The sequence below is a fragment of the Arthrobacter sp. 05N429 genome, from assembly GCF_056397045.1.
Window position 1 is genome coordinate 471,325 of record NZ_JBFTMQ010000001.1, and the last position, 20,312, is coordinate 491,636.

19 protein-coding genes are annotated in these 20,312 nt (G+C 68.3%); 14 read left to right on the forward strand and 5 right to left on the reverse strand.

Annotated elements, in window-relative coordinates; translation table 11 throughout:
* The first annotated feature begins 46 nt into the window (after positions 1–46).
* Positions 47–1,210 (forward strand): trans-sulfuration enzyme family protein, encoded by a 1,164-nt coding sequence (locus AC1DF4_RS02310; protein ID WP_476911356.1) that lies wholly within the window; start codon positions 47–49, stop codon positions 1,208–1,210.
* Here AC1DF4_RS02310 and AC1DF4_RS02315 read toward each other — a convergent pair.
* A complete protein-coding gene (locus AC1DF4_RS02315; protein WP_476911357.1) occupies positions 1,200–2,543 on the reverse strand; it encodes an MFS transporter in 1,344 nt (447 codons plus the stop codon). The genes AC1DF4_RS02310 and AC1DF4_RS02315 overlap by 11 nt on opposite strands.
* A gap of 90 nt (positions 2,544–2,633) precedes the next feature.
* Here AC1DF4_RS02315 and AC1DF4_RS02320 point away from each other — a divergent pair, with 90 nt between their 5' ends.
* Complete coding sequence (locus AC1DF4_RS02320; protein WP_476911619.1) at positions 2,634–3,617, forward strand: LysR family transcriptional regulator; 984 nt, start codon at positions 2,634–2,636, stop codon at positions 3,615–3,617.
* A gap of 27 nt (positions 3,618–3,644) precedes the next feature.
* Here the strand turns inward: AC1DF4_RS02320 and AC1DF4_RS02325 are convergent, their stop codons facing one another.
* Positions 3,645–4,679: a nitronate monooxygenase gene (locus tag AC1DF4_RS02325; protein ID WP_476911358.1), complete on the reverse strand. Its 1,035-nt coding sequence runs from the start codon at positions 4,677–4,679 to the stop codon at positions 3,645–3,647.
* A gap of 35 nt (positions 4,680–4,714) precedes the next feature.
* Here AC1DF4_RS02325 and AC1DF4_RS02330 point away from each other — a divergent pair, with 35 nt between their 5' ends.
* The 9 genes from AC1DF4_RS02330 to AC1DF4_RS02370 all read left to right on the forward strand — a co-directional run bounded on the left by AC1DF4_RS02330 (position 4,715) and on the right by AC1DF4_RS02370 (position 13,737).
* Positions 4,715–5,653 carry an N-acetylglucosamine kinase gene (locus tag AC1DF4_RS02330; RefSeq protein ID WP_476911359.1) on the forward strand — a complete coding sequence of 313 codons (939 nt, stop codon included), beginning with the start codon at positions 4,715–4,717 and terminating at the stop codon, positions 5,651–5,653.
* A gap of 46 nt (positions 5,654–5,699) precedes the next feature.
* Positions 5,700–6,152 carry an NUDIX hydrolase gene (locus AC1DF4_RS02335; RefSeq protein ID WP_476911360.1) on the forward strand — a complete coding sequence of 151 codons (453 nt, stop codon included), beginning with the start codon at positions 5,700–5,702 and terminating at the stop codon, positions 6,150–6,152.
* A 252-nt stretch (positions 6,153–6,404) separates the two neighbouring features.
* Positions 6,405–7,607: a ribosome small subunit-dependent GTPase A gene (gene rsgA, locus AC1DF4_RS02340; RefSeq protein ID WP_476911361.1), complete on the forward strand. Its 1,203-nt coding sequence runs from the start codon at positions 6,405–6,407 to the stop codon at positions 7,605–7,607.
* Positions 7,608–7,893: 286 nt separating this feature from the next.
* Positions 7,894–8,988: an ABC transporter ATP-binding protein gene (locus AC1DF4_RS02345; RefSeq protein WP_476911362.1), complete on the forward strand. Its 1,095-nt coding sequence runs from the start codon at positions 7,894–7,896 to the stop codon at positions 8,986–8,988.
* Positions 8,988–9,728, forward strand: a complete 741-nt coding sequence (locus AC1DF4_RS02350; RefSeq protein WP_476911363.1) for an ABC transporter permease — start codon at positions 8,988–8,990, stop codon at positions 9,726–9,728. The genes AC1DF4_RS02345 and AC1DF4_RS02350 overlap by 1 nt, the downstream gene beginning before the upstream one ends.
* Positions 9,725–10,471, forward strand: a complete 747-nt coding sequence (locus AC1DF4_RS02355) for an ABC transporter permease (protein WP_476911364.1) — start codon at positions 9,725–9,727, stop codon at positions 10,469–10,471. Before AC1DF4_RS02350 ends, AC1DF4_RS02355 begins: the two co-directional genes overlap by 4 nt.
* Positions 10,468–11,430: an ABC transporter substrate-binding protein gene (locus AC1DF4_RS02360; RefSeq protein ID WP_476911365.1), complete on the forward strand. Its 963-nt coding sequence runs from the start codon at positions 10,468–10,470 to the stop codon at positions 11,428–11,430. Before AC1DF4_RS02355 ends, AC1DF4_RS02360 begins: the two co-directional genes overlap by 4 nt.
* A gap of 163 nt (positions 11,431–11,593) precedes the next feature.
* Complete coding sequence (locus tag AC1DF4_RS02365) at positions 11,594–12,814, forward strand: pyridoxal phosphate-dependent aminotransferase (protein ID WP_476911366.1); 1,221 nt, start codon at positions 11,594–11,596, stop codon at positions 12,812–12,814.
* A gap of 68 nt (positions 12,815–12,882) precedes the next feature.
* The gene (locus tag AC1DF4_RS02370; RefSeq protein ID WP_476911367.1) at positions 12,883–13,737 is read left to right on the forward strand and encodes a PPK2 family polyphosphate kinase; all 855 of its coding nucleotides are present in this window, start codon (positions 12,883–12,885) and stop codon (positions 13,735–13,737) included.
* 27 nt (positions 13,738–13,764) lie between these two features.
* Here the strand turns inward: AC1DF4_RS02370 and AC1DF4_RS02375 are convergent, their stop codons facing one another.
* On the reverse strand, positions 13,765–13,995 hold the full coding sequence (locus tag AC1DF4_RS02375) for an exodeoxyribonuclease VII small subunit (RefSeq protein ID WP_476911368.1): 231 nt from the start codon (positions 13,993–13,995) through the stop codon (positions 13,765–13,767).
* 86 nt (positions 13,996–14,081) lie between these two features.
* On the reverse strand, positions 14,082–15,368 hold the full coding sequence (gene xseA, locus AC1DF4_RS02380) for an exodeoxyribonuclease VII large subunit (protein ID WP_476911369.1): 1,287 nt from the start codon (positions 15,366–15,368) through the stop codon (positions 14,082–14,084).
* Between the two features lie 232 nt (positions 15,369–15,600).
* Here xseA and AC1DF4_RS02385 point away from each other — a divergent pair, with 232 nt between their 5' ends.
* Entirely contained in the window at positions 15,601–16,443 is an 843-nt protein-coding gene (locus tag AC1DF4_RS02385; RefSeq protein ID WP_476911370.1) for a hypothetical protein, read from the forward strand.
* A 46-nt stretch (positions 16,444–16,489) separates the two neighbouring features.
* The gene (locus AC1DF4_RS02390) at positions 16,490–17,581 is read left to right on the forward strand and encodes a 4-hydroxy-3-methylbut-2-enyl diphosphate reductase (RefSeq protein WP_476911371.1); all 1,092 of its coding nucleotides are present in this window, start codon (positions 16,490–16,492) and stop codon (positions 17,579–17,581) included.
* Between the two features lie 22 nt (positions 17,582–17,603).
* On the opposite strand, the gene AC1DF4_RS02395 is transcribed toward AC1DF4_RS02390, so the two are convergent.
* Complete coding sequence (locus AC1DF4_RS02395; RefSeq protein ID WP_476911372.1) at positions 17,604–18,926, reverse strand: DNA recombination protein RmuC; 1,323 nt, start codon at positions 18,924–18,926, stop codon at positions 17,604–17,606.
* A gap of 152 nt (positions 18,927–19,078) precedes the next feature.
* Here AC1DF4_RS02395 and ychF point away from each other — a divergent pair, with 152 nt between their 5' ends.
* On the forward strand, positions 19,079–20,164 hold the full coding sequence (gene ychF, locus AC1DF4_RS02400; protein WP_476911373.1) for a redox-regulated ATPase YchF: 1,086 nt from the start codon (positions 19,079–19,081) through the stop codon (positions 20,162–20,164).
* The last annotated feature ends 148 nt before the right edge of the window (positions 20,165–20,312 follow it).

A 20,312-nucleotide genomic window follows, 5' to 3' on the forward strand; every position in this document is an offset into this window, starting at 1 on the left:
GCCGGATACTTGCGGGATTCAATGGTGAATATTCATAAGGAGCAACGTGCTTTCTCAAGACTCGCTGGCTGTCCACGCCGGCCGGAACGGCCTCACTGAACTGGGCGTGCACGCAGTGCCGATCGATCTTTCCACCACGGCGCCGCTTCCCTCCGTTCACGACGGCGGTCTCGCCTATGAGCACATGGCCACCGGCGGCACGCACCAGGAAGGCCAGAGCACCGTCTACCAGCGGCTCTGGAATCCCACCGTGGCACGGTTCGAGGAGGGCGTCGCGGTCCTGGAAGACACTCCGGAGGCCGTCGCGTTCGCCACCGGGATGGCGGCGCTCAGCGCGGTGCTGCTTGCCGTCGTCGCCACCGGAAAGAAGCACGTGGTTGCGGTGCGGCCGCTGTACGGCGGAAGCGACTACCTGCTGGCCTCCGGTGTGCTCGGCAACGACGTCACGTTCACCACCCCGGAGGGTGTCCACGCTGCGCTCCGGCCCGACACCGGCCTGGTGATCCTCGAGACGCCGGCCAACCCGAGCCTGGAGCTCGTCGACATCGCCCGCGTGGCCGCCGCCGCGGACGGAGTCCCGCTGCTGGTCGACAACACCTTCGCGAGCCCGGTCCTCCAGCAGCCGTTCCGGCATGGTGCCGCCATGGTGCTGCACAGTGCCACCAAGTTCCTCGGCGGACACGGCGACGCCATGGGCGGCGTGGTGGCCGCGGCCCCCGAGTGGACCACGAGGCTGCGCCAGATCCGCGCCGTCACCGGCGGCATCCTCACCCCGTGGCCGGCCTACCTGCTGCACCGCGGGCTGGCCACGCTGCCGGTCCGCGTGCGCGCCCAACAGGCCAGCGCGCAGAAGGTCGCCGTCGCCCTGGCCGGCCACGGTCTCGTCCGGCGCGTCTTCTATCCGGGGCTGCCCGAGTGCGATCCGCAGGGTCTGATCGGGACGCAAATGGCCGGCCCGGGATCGCTGATGGCTTTCGAGGTGGACAGCGCCGAGCACGCCGAACGGATTCCGGGTGCGGTCGGAATGATCACCCATGCGGTTTCGCTCGGCGGCATCGACACGCTGATCCAGCATCCGGCCGGGCTGACCCACCGGCCGGTTGCCGCCGATGCCAAGCCGCACGCAAGCCTGCTGCGTGTGTCAGTGGGCCTGGAGGACCCCGCCGACGTCGTGGCCGACCTCGTGCAGGCCATCGAAGCTACGCGCTAACGCCCTCCGCCGGCGCCCCGGCCGCCGGCGCCGGCCGGGCGGGATGCACGACGGCGGTGATCACCGCCGTCGTGCAGGCCAGTCCGATGACGGTCAGGGCCAGGGCAGTCCAGCCGAGCGGCTGGAACACCAGCCCGCCGGCCCAGCCGATGACGCTGGATCCGAGGTAGTAGGCGAGGTTGTAGAGCGACGCCGCCTGGGCCCGGCCGGTCGTGGCGATCACGCCGGTCCAGCCGGCGCCGATGCTGTGCGCCGCGAAGAAGCCGCCGGTAAACAGGAGCAGGCCCGCCATGATGAGCGCCAGCAGCTGGGTGAGCGTCAGGGCCAGGCCCGCCACCATCAGTACCGTGCCCGCGATCAGCACCGTGCGCCGGCCGAACCGCGCCGCCAGCCCGCCGGCCCAGCGGGAGGAGACCGTCCCGGAGAGGTAGGCCAGGAAGATGAGGCTGATGATGGTGGCCGGCAGGCTGAAGGGTTCCCCGGAGAGCCGGAAACCAAGATAGTTGTAGACGGCCACGAAGCCGCCCATCAGCAGGAACGCCTGGACGTAGAGGGCCAGCAGCCGCGGATTCCTGCCGTGGCCCGCCAGTGTCCGGAGGGCTCCGCGGAGGCCGCCGGCCGCCGCTGCGGTGAAGCCCCGCGCCTGTGGCACCAGGACCAGGAACAGGGCCGCCGCGGCGGCGGCGAGGACCGAGACGGCCAGGGCGGCGGCCCGCCATCCCCACAGTTCCCCGGCCACGCCGGCCAGCAGCCGCCCGGCGAGTCCGCCCAGGGTGGTGCCGGCGACGTAGGTTCCGGCGGCCAGCGCTGCGTGGGCCCTGTTGACCTCCTCGTTGAGGTAGGCGATGGCGATCGCGGGGATGCCGCCCAGCGCCATGCCTTCGAGCATCCGGAGGCCCAGCAGCATCGGGAAACTGGTGGCCAGCGGAACCAGCAGGCCCAGGACCGTGGCGGCCGAGATGCCCCACATCATGGCCCGGACCCTGCCGATCCGGTCGGCCAGGAAGGACCATGGCAGTACCGTGACCGCCAGGCCCACGGTGGCCAGCGAGATGGTCAGCGCCGCCTCGGCGGCCGTGACCTGCAAGTCCGCCGCCATCATGGGCAGGACGGCCTGGGTGGAATAGAGCTGGGCGAACGTGGCGACGCCAGCGAACGCCAGTCCCGCGAGGATCTTCCGGTAGGCGGCGGACCCCTTGGCGTGCCCCGGCCAGGCGGGAACCCCGGCGGCGGCTTCTGCGACGCCGGCCGCTGCCGCTACGCCGTCTGCTGCGGCGCCCTCCCGGACCGGGCCGGTGGAAGTGGGGCGGGGGAACGGCAGGAGTCGTGGCATCTCCCCAGACTAGGCGTCCGGAGAACATGCTTCCAATGCATGATTCACATAGAATTCATAGCAAATGCGGAACTGATTGGAGCGCAGACCATGGACGTGGAGCACAAACACCTGATCCAGCTGTTGCCGCTGCTGCCCCTGCTGGCTGAGCTCGGGCGCACCCAGCATGTCACTGCGACCGCCGACGTGCTGGGGCTGCCCCAGTCGACTGTCAGCCGGAGCATCGCCAGAGCCAGCAGCATCATCGGGACGGAACTGCTGATCCGCGACGGCCGCGGTGTGCGGCTGACGCCCGCCGCCAAGGCGCTCCTGCCGCACATAGAGGCCGCGCTGGGCGAGTTCCAGGCCGGGCTGGACCTGGTCCGGCACGAATCGGAAGTGGTGCGGGGCCGGATCGCGGTCTCCTTCCAGCACACTTTTGGCGAGGCCATGCTGCCGCTGCTGATCAGTGCTTTCCGCAGCCGCCATCCCCAGCCGGCCTTCGAGCTCAGCCAAGGCGCCCGGGATGGCTGCCTGGCCGAACTCGCAGCCGGGGATGCGGACCTCGCCCTGACGGCTCCGATCGCCGCGCCGAGCCGGCTGATTTCCTCGGCAGCCTTGTACCGGGAACCGCTGCGGCTGGTGGTCCACCACCGGCATCCCCTCGCCAGGCGCCGCCGCGCCCGCCTTGAGGAGATCCGGCAGGACCCGTTCGTGGCGATGGGCCCCGGCTACGGCATGCGCTCGCTGACCGACGCCCTTTTCCGGGAGGCGGGCTTCCGGCCACGCATCGCCTTCGAGAGCCAGGACTCGCACACGGCCCGGGGACTCGTCTCGGCAGGACTCGGCGTGAGCATCCTCCCGCCGGGAGAGCTAACCCCCGGCCGTACCCCTGCAGCGCAGGCGGGCGATCTGGGATGGGTTGAGCTCGCCTTGGATTCCGGACTGGCCTTCCGCGAAATCGGTCTGGCCTGGCGGGAACGGCGCGGGGGAGCGGACGCCGAACCGGACCCGGTGAGGCTGTTCCGGGAGTTGGTGCTCAGCGAGGGCCCGGCACTGCTCGCCGGCTTCGTCCGGGGACGCTCCGGCGCCTGAGCCGGCGGTAGGCGGCTGAGCGTGCGGTCAGCCCAGGAGGCGGGCCATGACCTCCGCCACGGAACCGGTCCGGGCCTGCTGCCAGCCCGTCCCGGCCCAGAGGTTCAGCCGCTCCGCGTCTCCGGCCGCGGCCGCCGCCGCGCGCAGGGGAGCGGTGAGGTGGTGCACGGCGGGGTAGGACTCCGGGGCGTCGGGGTGGTCCCGGACAAAGTCATTGGCCAGCGCCCGGGCCGGCCGCCCGGTGAAAGCCCTCGTCAGCCGGGTCTCCGTGAAGCGCGGGCTGGCGAGGGCATCCTTGTGCAACTGCCGGGCGCCGCTCTCGTCTGTTCGGAGGAACGCGGTGCCCAGCTGGGCCGCCTGTGCCCCCGCAGCCAGCACCGTCTCCAGCCCTGCCCGGTCCATCACGCCGCCGGCGGCCACCAGCGGAAGTCCGACGGCGGACCGCACCAGGGTGACCAGCTCCGCCGTCGTGCCTGGTCGGCTGTCATTGCGCCCGCTGGCGCCAGGCTGGAAGGCCGCGCTGTGGCCGCCGGCGCCGGCGTGCTGCACCACCAGCGCGTCCACGCCCTGCCCGGCCGCCTCAAGCGCCTCGGCAACAGTGGTCACAGTGGCGAGCACCAAGGAACCGGCCTTCTGCAGCGCCCGGGCAACGTCGGTCCCGGGCAGCCCAAAGGCAAAACTGACCAGTTCCACCGGATCAGCCAGCAGGGCGTCGATCTTGCCGTGCCAGTGGTCGTCGTCGTCGAGCCGCAGCGGCGGCACGTCCACGCCGTACCGCAGCGCATCCGGCCGCAGCCTGGCGCGGTATTCTTCAAGCTGCGCCCGCACGGCCGCTGACGGCGGCAGCTGCGCGGGATCGGGAACGAAGACGTTCATGCCGAACCGTGCCCCCGCGGCACGGGCACTGCGGATCTCCGCCTCCATGGCTGCCACGCTCTTGTAACCCGCGGCCAGGAACGCCAGCCCGCCGGCGTCATGCGCGGCCTTCACGAACGCCGGGGTGGAGGTCCCGCCGGCCATTGGGGCGGCAATAATGCGGGTGCCGAAGATGGCGTTCGACATGTTCACTCCTGTGGGTGATTCAGTAGGCTGTTCCGGTGACCCATTCTGACATCCCGCCGGCGGCGGACACCGTGCCCTCCACTGCTTCCACGGCCGGCGCCGTGATCGGCCTCGATATCGGCGGGACCAAGACCCGGGGCGTCCGTTTCGAGGACGGCGCCGCGGTGGCCGATGAATCGGTAGGCAGCTCCAACGTCCAAAACGTCACCCGCGCGGAGGCGGCGCTGCACCTCGCGGAGCTCTTCAACAGGATCGGCGGCGGAACCGTCGCCCAGGTCTATGCGGGAGCCGGCGGCATCGATACCGACGCCGACGCCGAGGCGCTCGCCGCGCTGATCGCGCCGCACGTGCCGGGCGCCCGGATCACCGTGGTCCACGATTCGCGCCTCCTGCTCGCCGCTGGAGGCGCCAGCACCGGCGTCGCCGTCATCGGCGGCACCGGATCGGCTGCCTGGGGCCGGAACGGCCTCGGCGAGGAGGCCCGCGCCGGCGGCTGGGGCTATCTCCTGGGCGACGAGGGCAGCGGGTACTGGCTGGGCCGGGAAGCCGTCCGGCACAGCCTGCGCCGGATGAACCAGGGGCTGGAACCGGACGAACTGACCACGGCGCTGCTGGCCTCCTGCGGAGCTGATGACCCCAACAAGCTGATCGCGCTCTTCCATTCACCGGACACCGGACGCCGGTACTGGGCCGACAAGGCCCGGCTCGTGGTCGACGCTGCGGACGCCGGCCACACCGCGAGCCAGGAACTCGTGGACCAGGCCGGCCGCGACCTGGCCGGGCTCGCGGAGCAGACGGTCCGGCAACTCGGGATCGACGGCCCGGTGATCCTGGGCAGCGGACTGGGCATGAACGTCCGGCGGCTGCAGGAATCGTTCCGGTCCGCCCTGGCCGCCGCGGGGATCACCGACGTGCGGATCCTTGAGCAGGATCCCGTCTTTGGTGTGCTCCAGCTCGTGGCCGAGCAGGGCTGACCAGGCCTCAGGGCAACGACACTGTCAGGGCCACTACGCTTTAGGGATGAGCCTGAACTTTGACACCCGCCCCGCTGCCTACGCGGTCATCATCCGCGACGGCGCCATCCTGCTGGCGTACTGGAAGCAGGGCGGCAAGGAAGGCTGGACCCTGCCGGGCGGCGGCCTGGACCTGGGCGAGCACCCGGTCGACGGGTGCCGCCGGGAAATCCATGAGGAAACCGGGTACCACGCCGTGGTCGGCACCATGGTGGGGATCGACGTCGGGCATTGGCCGGCGGAAATCCGGATCGACGGCGGCGAACGGGATTTCCAGTCCCTCCGGCTCATCTACGAGGCGACCATCACCGGCGGGGAACTGCGGCACGAGGTGGACGGCAGCACGACGCACGCGGCCTGGATCCCGCTGGAGGACGTCGACGGGCTGAACAAGGTCTCGCTCGTCGACCTGGCGCTCCGGCTCTACCGGGAGCGGCCGCTGGACGGAAAACTTTCCTGACGGATTCCCTAGCCAGGCCGGCCGGGCCCGGTTACTCTGAATAAGCCGCAGGGAGGACCCCAGCGGGATCAACCACAGGAAACGGATAGCGGGGAGGTGGAGACGATGACTGCAACGGTCAGGTGCGCGGTGCGCGCCCACATCAGCCACCTCATTACTCCTGCCCCGGCCATCAGCACCCACTAGCCGCAACAGCTGCCAGGTTCCACCCGCAGCGCGGCACGTGCACCGGGGCCCATCAAAGGGTTTTCGTTGACAACTTTTCTTGCACGTCCGGGCGCTTCCGGCGCCACCCACACCGGCACCAACAACCTTCCCGAAGGTCCCGCGGGCTACGGCTTCACCGCGGCCGTCGCCGAACGCTTCGCCGACCACCCTCTGCCGGGCGGCACCGGTGCGGGCCGGGTCATCCGCGTGGACCGCACCCTGGTCCTGGTTGCCGCGCACGATGCGATCCTCCACCTGCCCTATCCCAACACCGGGGAACTGCCCGCCACCGGGGACTGGGTCTGGCTGGGATCCAATACCGCGGGGGAGTTCGCCATCACGGGGATTCTGCCGCGCCACTCCGAGCTGAGCCGCAAACGCGCCTTCGAATCCTCATCGGAGGCGCAGGTGCTCGGCGCCAACATGGACATCGTGGGCGTCGTGGTGCCCGTGGACCGGCCCCTCACCCACAACCGGCTCGAACGCACCCTCGTCGCTGCCTGGGACTCGGGTGCCACGCCGCTCGTCATCATCACCAAAGCGGACCTCGCGGACCTTGCGGACGACGTCGTCGGAAAGGTGATTCTCCAGGCCGCCGGCGTCGCGGTGGTCACCACGTCCGCGGAACAGGGCGACGGCCTCGACGAACTGCTGAGCCATCTCCCGCCCGGCGGCACCCTCGTGCTGCTGGGCCCGTCGGGGGCCGGCAAATCCACGCTCATCAACGCCCTCGTCGGCGTCGACGTCCAGGAAACCGGGGCGGTGCGAACCGGCGACGGAAAGGGCAAACACACCACCACGTCCCGCGAACTCGTTCCCCTGCCGGACGGCGCCGTGCTGATGGACACCCCGGGCGTGCGCGGTTTCGGGCTGTTCGACGCCGACGGCGGCATGGCCGAAATGTTCGGTGACGTAGAGGAACTCTTCGGGCAGTGCCGGTTCTCCGACTGTGCGCACGGCCGCGAACCAGGCTGCGCCGTGCAGGCCGCGATCGCGGACGGAACCCTCGAGGACCGCCGCTGGGCGAGCTACCTGAAACTCCAGCGCGAACTCGCGGCCCTGGCGCGGCGGCACGATTCGGCCGCCCGTCGCGCCTACGCACGGGAGTGGCACCAGAAAATATCCGCCGGAGGCAAGAGCCAGCGCGCGGCGGAAAGGGACAACCACGAGGCGGCTGAACAGCAGCGGGCAAAGCGTGGCGGCAAGGGCCGGGGCGGGGCTTCGGGAGGCGGCCGGCCGGCCCGCTGACCGGGCAGAGCGCCAAGAATCAGCGCGGGGTCGCTTCCGGCCCGTTCCGACCGCCGGAATGGGCGCAATGTGGCCCCGCGTTGCTTTGTTTCGGCGCGGCACCCATCCGATTTCGGCGGGGCACCGAATTGCTACGTCAGCCACAGCGCCCTTGACAATGTCCCTGACTTTGTCAGCCTCGCTGGTTAGGCTGGGTTCTACGTGCTTTACAGCCAAAAATCGGCGTGTCTATGATCAGTTGGCTGGACTGTCCGATGTTGCCTCCAACAGTTAGGTAAGCCCGGAAATGGCTGAAGCCATGATCGAGTTCCAGAGCGTCACCAAGCAGTACCAGAGCGGGCAGGCTGCGGTGGATGAGCTGACCATGTCCATTGACAAGGGTGCCATCACGGTCTTCGTCGGCCCCTCGGGCTGCGGCAAGACCACGTCCTTGCGGATGATCAACCGCATGGTCGAGCCGACGTCGGGGACCATCACCGTCGGCGGGGAGGACGTCACCTCGGTGCCGGCGGCGAAACTGCGCCGCTCCATGGGCTACGTCATGCAGTCGTCCGGGCTGATGCCGCACCGTTCCGTGCTGGACAACATCGCCACCGTGCCCCGGCTCAACGGCGTCTCCAAGGCCGAGGCGCGCAAGCGCGCGCAAGAGCTGCTCGACGTCGTCGGGCTGGCGTCCGGGCTGGGCAAGCGGTACCCCTCACAGCTTTCCGGCGGCCAGCAGCAGCGTGTCGGAGTGGCGCGCGCGCTCGCCGCGGACCCTCCCGTGCTGCTCATGGATGAGCCCTTCAGTGCCGTGGACCCCGTGGTCCGCGATGAACTCCAGCGGGAACTCCTCCGGCTCCAGCGCGACCTGGCCAAGACCATCGTTTTCGTCACCCACGACATTGACGAGGCCACCATCCTGGGGGACAAGGTGGCTGTCTTCGGACTCGGCGGCAAACTCGCCCAGTACGCAACACCGGAGGAAATCCTGCGCGCCCCGGCCAACGACTTCGTGGCGTCGTTCGTGGGCCGGGACCGCGGCTTCCGGCACCTGGGCTTCAGCCCGTCCGACGGCGTCACCGTGCACCCGGCGCGGACCATCACCCCGGAAGAACTTGGGCATGACGGCAATGCCTCGGGCGAATGGCAGCTGGTGGTCGATGACAGCCTTCGTCCCCTCGGCTGGTCCGGTCCGGGCAAGGGGGCCGCGACGGTTCCCGGCGGATCCCTGTTCCGGAAGGGCGACACGCTCCGCCGCGCCCTCGACGCGGCGCTGTCCTCGCCTTCAGGCCTCGGTGTCGCAGTGGACGCGGACGGCCGGGTGGCAGGGGTCATCACGGCCGAGGAAGTCCTCGCCGTGATCGAGTCGGACCGCCATATGCGTCAGGGCGCGCTCTGATGGAATGGTTCCTGGCAAACAGCGCCCAGGTCTTCAGCCTCGCGGGCCAGCACCTGGTCCTGGCCATCCTGCCGATGATCTTCGGGGTGCTCATCGCCGTCCCGCTGGCCCAGCTCGCCCGGCAGAACCGGGGGCTGCGGTCCGTGGTCCTGACGGCGTCTTCGCTGCTCTACACCATCCCGTCCCTGGCGCTTTTCATCATCCTGCCAACCGTCCTCGGGACCCGGATCCTGGACCCTGTCAACGTCGTGGTGGCCCTGACCATCTACGCCGTCGCACTGCTGGTGCGCGCCACCCTGGACGCTTTTGACTCGGTGGACGAGGATCTCCGGCAGGCCGCCGTGGCCATGGGGTTTAAGCCCTTCGCCCGATTCCTGCAGGTCGACCTGCCGCTGTCCCTGCCAGTGCTCTTCGCCGGGATGCGGGTGGTCTCAGTCAGCAACATCTCGCTGGTCAGCGTCGCTGCCCTGCTCGGCATCGGCAACCTCGGCATGCTCTTCACCTCGGGGATGCAACGCGACTTCGTCACCGAAGTGGTGGTGGGCATTATCGCCATCCTCATCCTCGCGTTGCTGATGGACGCCGTCCTGGTCCTGCTCGAACGGCTGCTGACCCCGTGGACCCGCGCTGCGGCGGCCACCGGCGGCGCCACCGATTCAGCTGCCGGCCCGGACACGGCAGGCACAGCTGCCGGTGCGCTGCGGTTCGCGCGTCCCAAGACCGGAGGGGGAAACGCATGAGCAACGTCGTCACTGAAACTTTCGCGTGGCTGGCCGATCCCGCGAACTGGTCCGGCAGCGCCGGAATCCCGGCGCGCCTCGCCGAGCATCTGTTCTACACGAGCCTGGTGATGGTGATCGCCACGGCCATCGCCGTCCCCATCGGGCTCTACGTCGGGCACACCGGCCGCGGGCGGGTCGGCGCAGTGGCCGTCGCCGGCGCCCTCCGCGCCCTGCCGACCCTCGGCCTGCTCACGCTGTTCGTCCTGCTGGCCGGCATCGGGCTCATGCCGCCGATCTGGGCCCTCGTGATCCTGACCGTTCCGCCGCTGCTGGCCGGCACGTACGCCGGCATCGCCAGCGTGGACCGGAACGTCGTCGACGCCGCGCGGGCCATGGGCATGACCGAGCTCCAAGTGCTCTTCCGCGCCGAGTTCCCCAACGCGCTGCCCGTCATGTACGGCGGCTTCCGCACCGGCGTGCTCCAGGCCATCGCCACGGTCTCGGTGGTGGCGTACATCAACCTCGGCGGCCTGGGCCGGTACCTCTTCGACGGGCTGGTGCTCTCCGACTTCCCCCAGATGCTGGGCGGGTCCCTGCTCATCGCCGGCCTGGCCATCGCCGTCGACCTTGTCCTTGCCCTCATCCAGAGGCTGTTCCTGTCCCAAGGGGCCTCTTCCCAGCCAAACCGGAGCCAGCAGGCTGCGGTTGATCTCACAGACCCCGTACCTGCGGGGACTGTTGTTCAAGGAGGTACGTCATGAAGGAAACCCGCCAACGAGCACTCGGCAGGCGCGCATTCGGCGGCCTGGCCGCCGGCGTCGGCCTGGCCGTGGCACTGTCCGCCTGCGGAGGCTCGTCCGATCCGCTCTCCACGGCACCCGCGAGCGGCGGAGCCACGTCCGGTTCCGGTGCGGCGCTGGTGATCGGCTCCGCCGACTTCCCGGAGAGCCAGATCATCGCCGAGGTCTATGCGGGTGCGCTCAACGGAGCCGGCGTCACCGCGAGCACCAAGCCGAACATCGGTTCCCGCGAGGTCTACTTCAAGGCCGTCCAGGACGGATCGGTGGACATCATCCCCGACTACAGCGGAAACCTGCTGCTGCACGTCAGCAAGGACGCCACAGAGGTGTCGGCCGAGGACATCTACAAGGCACTGCCGGGCAAGCTGCCCCAGGGACTGGCCGTGCTGGAGGCCGCCAAGGCCGAGGACAAGGACGCGATGGTCGTCACCAAAGCCACGGCGGAGAAGTACCAGCTGAAGTCGATCGAGGACCTCGCCAAGGTCTGCAGCGAAATCGTGATAGGCGCGCCGGCGACCTTCGCCGAACGCGCCTACGGCCTCCCGGGCCTCGAGAAGAACTACAACTGCGTGCCCAAGAAGCTGGAACCCTTCAGCGACGGCGGCGGCGCCGTCACGCTGAAGGCCCTCCTCTCCGACCAGGTCCAGGTGGCCGACATCTACACCACCACTCCGTCCATCGCGGACAACGACCTGGTGGTCCTGGAGGACCCGAAGAACAACTTCATCGCCCAGCAGGTCCTTCCGCTGTACAACACGGCCAAGATGACGGACAAGGCGAAGGAAACCCTCAACGCCGTGTCCAAGGTCCTGACCACTGAGGACCTCATCAACCTCAACCGCGCCGTCAGCGGCAGCCAGAAGCAGAACCCCAAGGACGCCGCGGCCGCCTGGCTTAAGGACAAGGGCCTGGTCAAGTAGGGCGCTTCCCGGCATTCTGACGCACGACGGCGGCTGCCACGCTTCCCCTGTTCCGGGGGGAACGCGGCGGCCGCCGTCGCGCGTTTTCCTGCCTGTGACGGCGGCACGGCCCTGTGAGTCAGATCTCAGCGGAAGTACATCCTCCATATGGCATATTTGATGAATGGCAGATTTCAAGCAGTCCACCAAGCTTCATAATGTCCTTTACGACATCCGTGGACCGATCCTTCAGGCCGCCCAGCAAATGGAGGCAGAGGGTCACCGCATCCTCAAACTGAACATCGGAAACCCCGCCCCGTTCGGGTTTGAAGCGCCGGACGCGATCCTTGTTGACATGATCCGCCACCTGCCGCATGCCCAGGGCTACAGCGATTCCCGCGGCATATTCTCCGCCCGCACCGCCGTCTCGCAGTACTACCAGACCCGCGGCATCCAGAACATCCACGTCGACGACATCTATCTCGGGAACGGCGTCAGCGAGCTCATCACGATGTCGCTGATGGCACTGCTCAACGACGGCGATGAGGTCCTGATCCCCACCCCCGACTATCCGCTGTGGACCGCCTCCGTGGCCCTCGCCGGCGGGAAGCCCGTGCATTACCTCTGCGATGAGGACTCGGGGTGGCAGCCGGACCTGGAGGACATGGAAGCGAAGATCACGCCGCGCACCAAGGGCATCGTGGTGATCAACCCGAACAACCCCACCGGCGCCGTCTATCCCGAGGACACCCTCAAGAAGATTGTCGCGCTGGCCGAAAAGCACGGCCTCGTCCTCTTCGCCGACGAGATCTACGAGAAGATCCTCTATGAGGACGCCGTCCACGTGAACATGGCCAGCCTGACCGGCGACCACGTCCTGTGCCTGACGTTCAGCGGCCTGTCCAAGGCCTACCGGGTCTGCGGCTACCGGGCCGGCTGGATGGCCATCTCCGGGCCGAAGAAGGACGCCGCGGACTACCTCGAGGGCATCAACCTGCTCGCGAACATGCGCCTGTGCGCCAACGTCCCTGCCCAGCACGCCATCCAGACGGCGCTCGGCGGGTACCAGAGCATCAACGACCTCATCCTGCCCGGCGGACGCCTGCTGGAGCAGCGCAACAAGGCCTATGACATGCTCAACGCCCTTCCCGGGGTCAGCACCCAGCAGGCCCGGGGCGCCATGTACCTCTTCCCGAAGCTCGACCCCGAGGTCTATCACATCCGCGACGACGAGAAGTTCGTCCTGGACCTGCTGCGCGAGCAGAAGATCCTGGTCTCCCACGGCCGGGCCTTCAACTGGGTCCGTCCGGACCACTTCCGCATGGTCACCCTGCCGCTGGTAAAGGACCTTGAAGAGGCAATCAACCGCATGGGGGACTTCCTGAGCCGGTACAAGGGGAACTAGGATTCGGGACAGCAGCGCTGCTGGAGGAACATCCGGTCGACAGGCTGCCTGAACCGGAAGAGGCTTTGATGGCAGATGTCGTGGACTTCGACGAACACCCCTCCGAGATCCTGAGGGCAGGCAAGAAGTTCATCCTCCGCGATGTCGACCCGGACTCCAGTCCGGGCTACACCGGTGACAAGGCTGCCGGAGAGAAGCTGCTCGCCGAGCTGGACGGCAAGCTCACGCAACTGCAGGAGCAACTCTTTGCGGAGTCCAGGACCGGTGGCAAGAAACGGGTGCTGCTGGTCCTGCAGGCCATGGACACCGCGGGCAAGGGCGGCATCGTCAATCACGTGATGGGCCAGATGAATCCGCAGGGCGTGCAGCTGAAGTCTTTCAAGGCACCCACGTCCGAAGAGCAGTCCTACGATTTCCTCTGGCGGATCGAAAAGGAAGTGCCCGCGGCCGGAATGGTGGGGGTCTTCGACCGCTCCCACTATGAGGACGTCCTGATCCACCGCGTGCATCGTTGGGCCGACGCCGAGGAACTGGAGCGCCGGTACCGGGCCATCAACGAATTCGAGGCCCGGCAGACGGCCGCCGGAACGAAAGTCGTCAAGGTCATGCTGCACATCAGCCGGGACGAGCAGCGGGAACGGCTGCTCGCGCGGCTGGAAGATCCCGCGAAAAGGTGGAAATACAGCGGCAACGACCTCAAGGAACGCGCCTTTTGGGAAGATTACATGGACGCGTACCAGGCCGCTTTTGAACAGACGAGCTCCGAGCTCGCCCCCTGGCACGTTGTCCCCGCCGACAAGAAGTGGTACGCCCGGATTGCCGTCCAGCAATTGCTGCTGGACGCGCTGGAAGGACTGGCGCTTGAGTGGCCCGTCCCGGAGCTCGACGTCGACATGGAATCCGAGCTGGTGCGGCGCTCCTAGCTATTCGGCCTTCGCTGCGACCCTAAACTAGCTGCCCTGGCCGGCCTGGTCCCGTGCCGCGGCCAGGCGCTTGCGGGCTCCCTCGAGCCACTCTTCGCAGCGCTTGGCCAGCGCCTCGCCGCGTTCCCAGAGCGCCAGGGACTCCTCGAGGCTCGCCCCGCCGGCTTCCAGCCGGCTGACGACGCCGACGAGCTGCTCACGGGCTTCCTCGTAGCTCAGACCCTCGATGTCGGTGTGCGGCGTTGCGTCTGCTGCCATGGCGTGTTGCTCCTTGCTGTGTCCCGCAGGACGGATTGTTCGGGTATGGTGGCCGGCCGGCCCGCTGGGCCCGGCCGGATGGCGCGTCACTCTTCGGCGGGTTCCTGCTCGCCGGTCGACTCCGCGGTGAACCGGCCCCCGGCCACGCGGACGGTCAGCGGTGTGCCCGACGGCGCCTGGTCGGGGTGCCGTACGACGTCCCGGCGGACCCCGGGATCCGATCCGGCACCGGCGAGCTGTACCACGGCGTAACCCCGGTCCAGGGTTTTCTGCGGCGAGAGGGCGCGGACCTGGGCCTTGAGGTGGACCAGTTGGTCGGCGGCCCGGACGACGGCGGTGGTGACCGCCGCCTGGGAGCGGCCCTTGAGCCGTTCGACGTCGTCGTGCCGGATGCTGACCATAACCTCGGGGGACGCCAGTACGGGACGGGAGCGCAAGGAGGCCAGGCGGTCGGTTTCACGGTCCACCAGCCGGACAGCGCCACGGCGCAGCTGGTCCCGGGCCTGGCGCACGCGCGCAAGCTCTTCCACGACGTCCGGGACGATCCGCTTGGCGGCGTCGGTCGGCGTGGAGGCGCGCAGGTCCGCGACATCGTCCAGGATCGGCCGGTCCGCCTCGTGGCCGATTGCGCTCACCACCGGGGTGGCGGCGGCGGACACCGCCCGGATGAGTTCCTCGTTGCTGAACGGCAGCAGATCCTCCAAGGCGCCGCCGCCGCGGGCGATGACGATCACGTCCACATGGGGGTCCGCATCCAGCTCGCGCAAGGCCGCGATCACCTGAGCGACCGCGGTATTGCCCTGCACGGCCACCTCGCGGACTTCGAATTCGACGGCGGGCCAGCGCAGGGCCGCGTTGCGGAGCACGTCCTTTTTGGCGTCCGAATCGCGGCCGGTGATCAGGCCGATCCGGTGGGGGAGCAAAGGCAGGCGCTTCTTGCGGGCGTCGGAAAACAGCCCTTCCGCGGCCAGGGCATGGCGCAGCCGTTCGATCCTGGCGAGCAGGTCCCCGAGGCCCACCGGCCGGATGTCCTTCACGGACATGTTCAGCCGGCCGGTCTTGAGCCAGAATTCGGCCTTGATCAGGGCCACCACCCGGGAACCCCGTTCCAGCGGGATTTCCTGCCGGTCCAGGACCTTGGTCCAGGCGGACGCCGGGAGGGAGATCTCGGCGTCAATGTCCCGCAGCGTCAGGTAGGCGTTGGTGCCCCGGCGGTTCATTTCGATGACCTGGCCTTCGACCCAGGCGGACGGGGCCCGGTCGATGTGCATCTTGAGTTTTTGGGACAGCAGCTGCAGCGGCCAGGGGTTGTCCGGGCTGGTCTCGGCGGCAGTGGCCGGGACCGTGGTGGCAGCCGCGACGTCCTCAGACATGCCGGGACCCCGGGGCGGAGATGGCCTTGTGCATATGGTGGTTGTCCTTTGCCGGAGCGGGGCTGTCAGCAGGAACGCCCCTCAGCGATCGCGCGTCCGGAAGGGCACCGGCAGACAACTCGAACTTGTCTGTTTCAACTCTATCCATAGCTCTACCATCGGGGACCGACTTTATCCTTCCGCCGGCCGCCCCCGTAGGATGGCACTACCCATCAACCTCCTAGGATTCTTTGTGCGCACTTTTGTCTCGGCCGTAGCGGTCCTCATCGGCCTTGTCCTGGCGGCTGTCGCCGTTCCGGCCATGTGGGTGGACCGGAACATTGTCCAGGAGGACGGCTTCGTGGTGTTCACCGCACCGCTCGGCAAGGACCCGGCATTCCAGGAGCGGCTGGCCTCGGCCTCCGTCGGCAGCCTTGGCGCGGACCGGATCCCCGAAGCGCTCACCGGACTGGTCACGCCCATCCTGGAAAGCGCCGCACAGTCCCTGACCAGCATGCCCGGCTACCCCGACGCCTGGACCGAAACACTCCGCAAGAGCCACCGGCTGAATTTCGCCGACCCCGCTGCCGGCCCTGCAGAGGGCGACGGCGTCACTGCGCTGACCCTGGACCTTGCGCCACTTGTGGGTCTGGTGGCGAAGCAGGTGGCGGATGCCACGACCCTGCCGCTGGAGGCCCCGGAGCAGTTGCTGGTCACCATCGGACAGCCCGAACACCGGCAGGTCCTCGACCGGGTGGCCGCCTTCGCGCCGATGGGCTACGCCGTGGCGGCCGGTGCGCTGATCGCCTTCGCGCTGGCCTTCGTGGCCGCCCGGCGGCGCTGGGCAGTCGTTGCCGGGATCGGGCTCGGGACCCTCGTGCTGGCCGGCGTCTGGACGCTGGCCGCCGACGCCGCCGGGCGTGCCGTGACGGCCACGAGCAGCGGCAATGAAGTCGCGGAGATCTTCAAGAACGAGTTCGTCGTGGCCGCCAGCTCAAGTTTCGGGCAGTGGGTGCTGGCGTCCGCCATAGCAGGCGGTGTTCTGCTGGCGGCCGGGCTCGTCCTGCGCGTCGTCGGCGGGCGCCGCCGCGCCTGAGTCCCGGCCACGACGGCGGCCCGCTCAACACCGGTAGCATTGGGGCATGACTTCCACCGCTGTTTCCATTCCGATGCCAACCGTTCCGCGCCGGCGGCGTACGCCGGAAGAAGTCCTGGCGGCAGCCCCGGTCTCCGGCACAAAGAAGGTCCTCCTCGCAGCCCCGCGCGGCTACTGCGCCGGCGTCGACCGTGCGGTCATCGCGGTGGAAAAGGCGCTGGAACACTACGGTCCGCCGGTCTACGTCCGCAAGCAGATCGTCCACAACGTGCATGTGGTCAGCTCGCTGGAAGAAAAGGGCGCCATCTTCGTTGACGAGACCGACGAGGTCCCCGAGGGCGCTCTGGTGATTTTCTCCGCGCACGGTGTCTCACCGGCCGTGGTCCAATCCGCCGAGGACCGCGGGCTGCGGACCATCGACGCCACCTGCCCCCTCGTGACCAAGGTGCACAAAGAGGCCGTGCGCTTCGCCAAGGACGACTTCGACATCCTGCTGATCGGCCATGACGGCCACGAGGAAGTTGAAGGAACCGCGGGCGAGGCCCCGGAGCACATCCAGATCATCAACGGCCCGCACGAGGTCGACAAGGTGACGGTCCGGGACCCGGAGAAGGTCATCTGGCTGTCCCAGACCACCCTCAGCGTGGACGAAACCATGGAAACCGTCCGCCTCCTCAAGGAACGGTTCCCCACCCTGCAGGACCCGCCCAGCGACGACATCTGCTACGCGACCACCAACCGCCAGGTGGCCATCAAGAAGATCTCCCCGCAGGCCGACCTCGTGATTGTGGTCGGATCGGCCAACTCCTCGAACTCGGTCCGGCTCGTGGAGGTGGCGCTGGAGTACGGTGCGAAGGCCTCCTACCGCGTGGATTTCGCCAACGAGGTGGACGAGACCTGGTTCGAAGGCGTGGCCACCGTCGGTGTCACCTCCGGTGCTTCGGTACCGGAAGTTCTGGTCAAGGACGTCCTGCGCCTGCTTGCCGATTACGGCTACGGCTCGGTGGAAGAAGTGGTCACGGCCGAAGAGGATCTGCTCTTCTCATTGCCCAAGGAGCTTCGCGCCACCCTGAAGCAGGCCGGCGACGTGACCCGTGCCCTCGGCGGCCGCGGGTCACGCGCTTCACAGACCTCCTAGGCATCCGTAGCCGGCCGTTTTTCTAGGCGGCCGACTCCCTGTCCTCCTCGCCTGAAGCGTCCGCCGCGTCGTCCGCCGCGTTGTCCATCCGGCGGCCACCGGACACGCCCCCGGACTCAAGAGCAGGCCCGTTCCCGGGCTGGAGTTCCGGGGCGGCCACGGAGCGCGGCGTCACCTCAACGGCCGCCGGCGTCGTCAGGCCCGCCGCGTCCAGGGCATTGAGTTTCCGTGCGGTCGGCAGCACCCGGGCCTCCAGCGTGCCCACCATGGAGTTGTAGCGGTCCACCGACGTCTTGAGCGACGCGCCCAGCTTCGTGACGTTCTCGCCAAGCGTTCCCATCCGCTCATAGAGCTGGTGGGCGAGTTCGAAGAGCTCCCGGGCACTGTCCGTCAGCACGTCCTGGCGCCAGGTGAAGGCGACGGACTTCAGGACAGCCAGCAGGGTTGAAGGTGAGGCCAGCACGACGTTCCTGGACAACGCGTAGTCCAGCAGAGCCGGGTCCGCCGACAGTGCAGCCGCAAGAATCGACTCGGCCGGCAGGAAGCAGACCACAAGCTCCGGGGAGTTGCCGGGAATGTCCCAGTACTTCTTGCTGCTCAGCGCGTCGACGTGGGCCTTCAGGGCCTTGGCATGGGCCAAGAGATGGGCCTGCTGCCCTGTCAGGGTCTGCGCGTATTGCTGCCCGCCGGCGGAGGCCCCCAGCTCCTGCGCCGCCAGATAGGCCGTAAGCGGCACCTTGGCGTCGACCACCAGCTGCTTCGCGCCGGGAAGCTGCACCACGAGGTCGGGACGGACACTGGTCTCCGCCGCGGTACCGTGCTGCTGCCCGCTGTGGACTTGTTCATGGAAATCGACATGGCGCAGCATCCCGGCCGCCTCGACCACGCGGCGCAGCTGGACCTCGCCCCACTGGCCGCGGGCGCTGTTGGACCGCAGCGCGGACTCCAGCGCGTGCGTCGAGCGCAGCAGCTGCTCGTCGGACAGCCGGGCCTCCTGCAGCTGCTGGGCCAGCTGTCCGTACTGCTCCAGGCGGTCGCGCTCCAGCAGTGACACCTGCTGCTGCACCGCGGTGAGCTTTTCCGCCACCGGCGCCAGGGCGCGCAGGACACTGCCGTCCTGGTTGCGGGACTCGCCGAGGTCCCGGTTCTGCGCAGCCAGAAGCCGCCTCTCGGCGTCGGCCGCGGCGAACTGCGCGCTGACGTCCGAGAGCCGGGCCGACACGGCGTCGAAGTCCTGCTCCACGGCGAGCGTGCGGCGACGGAGCAGCACGTAGACCACCGCTGCTCCGGCGACTGCGCCGACGAGCAGCATAAGCAAGGCAAGAATCAATCCAAAAGCATCCATGCCTTCACTTTGGCATGCCCCTGTGACAGTTTCCGGATGACGCCCGGCGGACGGCTACGCATCCAGCCCGGCAGACGGCCGGACGGGCGTCCGGGCAAGGGGCGTCCGGGCCGTCGCGGGGTCCCCGGCCACAGCAGGTAGAATTAGTACTCGTGGCTCTTACTATTGGCATCGTCGGACTGCCCAACGTCGGCAAATCAACACTTTTCAACGCACTGACCCGTAACCAGGTGCTCGCAGCGAACTACCCGTTCGCGACGATCGAGCCCAATGTCGGTGTCGTCAACCTGCCGGACCCGCGGCTTGCCAAGCTGGCCGCCGTTTTCGGCTCCCAGCGCCTGCTGCCCGCTCCGGTGTCCTTCGTGGACATCGCCGGGATCGTGAAAGGCGCGTCGGAGGGCGAAGGCCTGGGCAACAAGTTCCTGGCCAACATCCGCGAGGCCCAGGCCATCGTCCAGGTTATCCGCGTGTTTGATGACCCCGACGTCATTCACGTCGACGGTAAGGTGGATCCCCGCTCGGACATGGAGATCATCAACACCGAGCTGATCCTGGCCGACCTTCAGACCATCGAAAACGCCATTCCCCGGATCGAAAAAGAAGTCAAGATCAAGAAGCGGGAAGCGGCCGAGCTGGCCGCCATCAAGGCTGCCCAGGTTGTCCTGGAGCGCGGCGACACCATTTTTTCCTCGGTCAAGAGCGACAAGCTGGAGATGGAGCACCTCAAGGAGCTCGGCCTCCTGACCGCCAAACCGGTGATCTACGTCTTCAACGCGGACGAGGGAATCCTGGGCAGCCCGGAGAAGCAGGACGAACTGCGGGCCATGGTTGCCCCGGCGGACGCGATCTTCCTCGACGCCAAGCTCGAGTCCGACCTCGTTGAGCTCGACGAGGAAGAGGCCCGCGAAATGCTGGAGATGAACGGCCAGGACGAATCAGGCCTGGACCAGCTGGCCCGCGTCGGCTTCCACACCCTGGGGCTGCAGACCTACCTCACCGCAGGGCCCAAGGAAACCCGGGCCTGGACGATCCACCAGGGCGACACCGCGCCGCAGGCGGCCGGCGTGATCCACTCCGACTTCCAGCGCGGCTTCATCAAGGCCGAGGTCGTCTCCTTCGACGACCTCATCGAAGCCGGCTCCATGGCGGAGGCCAAGTCCCGCGGCAAGGTCCGTATTGAAGGCAAGGAATACGTGATGGCCGACGGCGACGTGGTGGAGTTCCGCTTCAACGTCTGACGGTTTTGATGAATTCATCAAGTAATTAAGGATTAACTCGAAAGGCCCCGATTGTTGAATCGGGGTCTTTCCTGTGTCCGGGGGAGATTAGCGCCCGTGCGCCTCCACGTCAATAGATTGTGGGGAATCTGGCCCGCGGACCGCCGTC

Excerpts from the sequence above, each read along its gene's own strand:
- AC1DF4_RS02315 (WP_476911357.1), bottom strand. The coding sequence starts at position 2,543 with ATGCCACGACTCCTGCCGTTCCCCCGCCCCACTTCCACCGGCCCGGTC.
- AC1DF4_RS02390 (WP_476911371.1), top strand. The coding sequence starts at position 16,490 with ATGACTTCCACCGCTGTTTCCATTCCGATGCCAACCGTTCCGCGCCGG.
- AC1DF4_RS02375 (WP_476911368.1), bottom strand. The coding sequence starts at position 13,995 with ATGGCAGCAGACGCAACGCCGCACACCGACATCGAGGGTCTGAGCTAC.
- AC1DF4_RS02345 (WP_476911362.1), top strand. The coding sequence starts at position 7,894 with ATGGCTGAAGCCATGATCGAGTTCCAGAGCGTCACCAAGCAGTACCAG.
- AC1DF4_RS02395 (WP_476911372.1), bottom strand. The coding sequence starts at position 18,926 with ATGGATGCTTTTGGATTGATTCTTGCCTTGCTTATGCTGCTCGTCGGC.
- AC1DF4_RS02355 (WP_476911364.1), top strand. The coding sequence starts at position 9,725 with ATGAGCAACGTCGTCACTGAAACTTTCGCGTGGCTGGCCGATCCCGCG.
- AC1DF4_RS02370 (WP_476911367.1), top strand. The coding sequence starts at position 12,883 with ATGGCAGATGTCGTGGACTTCGACGAACACCCCTCCGAGATCCTGAGG.
- AC1DF4_RS02320 (WP_476911619.1), top strand. The coding sequence starts at position 2,634 with ATGGACGTGGAGCACAAACACCTGATCCAGCTGTTGCCGCTGCTGCCC.
- AC1DF4_RS02360 (WP_476911365.1), top strand. The coding sequence starts at position 10,468 with ATGAAGGAAACCCGCCAACGAGCACTCGGCAGGCGCGCATTCGGCGGC.
- AC1DF4_RS02335 (WP_476911360.1), top strand. The coding sequence starts at position 5,700 with ATGAGCCTGAACTTTGACACCCGCCCCGCTGCCTACGCGGTCATCATC.
- AC1DF4_RS02325 (WP_476911358.1), bottom strand. The coding sequence starts at position 4,679 with ATGTCGAACGCCATCTTCGGCACCCGCATTATTGCCGCCCCAATGGCC.
- AC1DF4_RS02350 (WP_476911363.1), top strand. The coding sequence starts at position 8,988 with ATGGAATGGTTCCTGGCAAACAGCGCCCAGGTCTTCAGCCTCGCGGGC.
- AC1DF4_RS02365 (WP_476911366.1), top strand. The coding sequence starts at position 11,594 with ATGGCAGATTTCAAGCAGTCCACCAAGCTTCATAATGTCCTTTACGAC.
- xseA (WP_476911369.1), bottom strand. The coding sequence starts at position 15,368 with ATGTCTGAGGACGTCGCGGCTGCCACCACGGTCCCGGCCACTGCCGCC.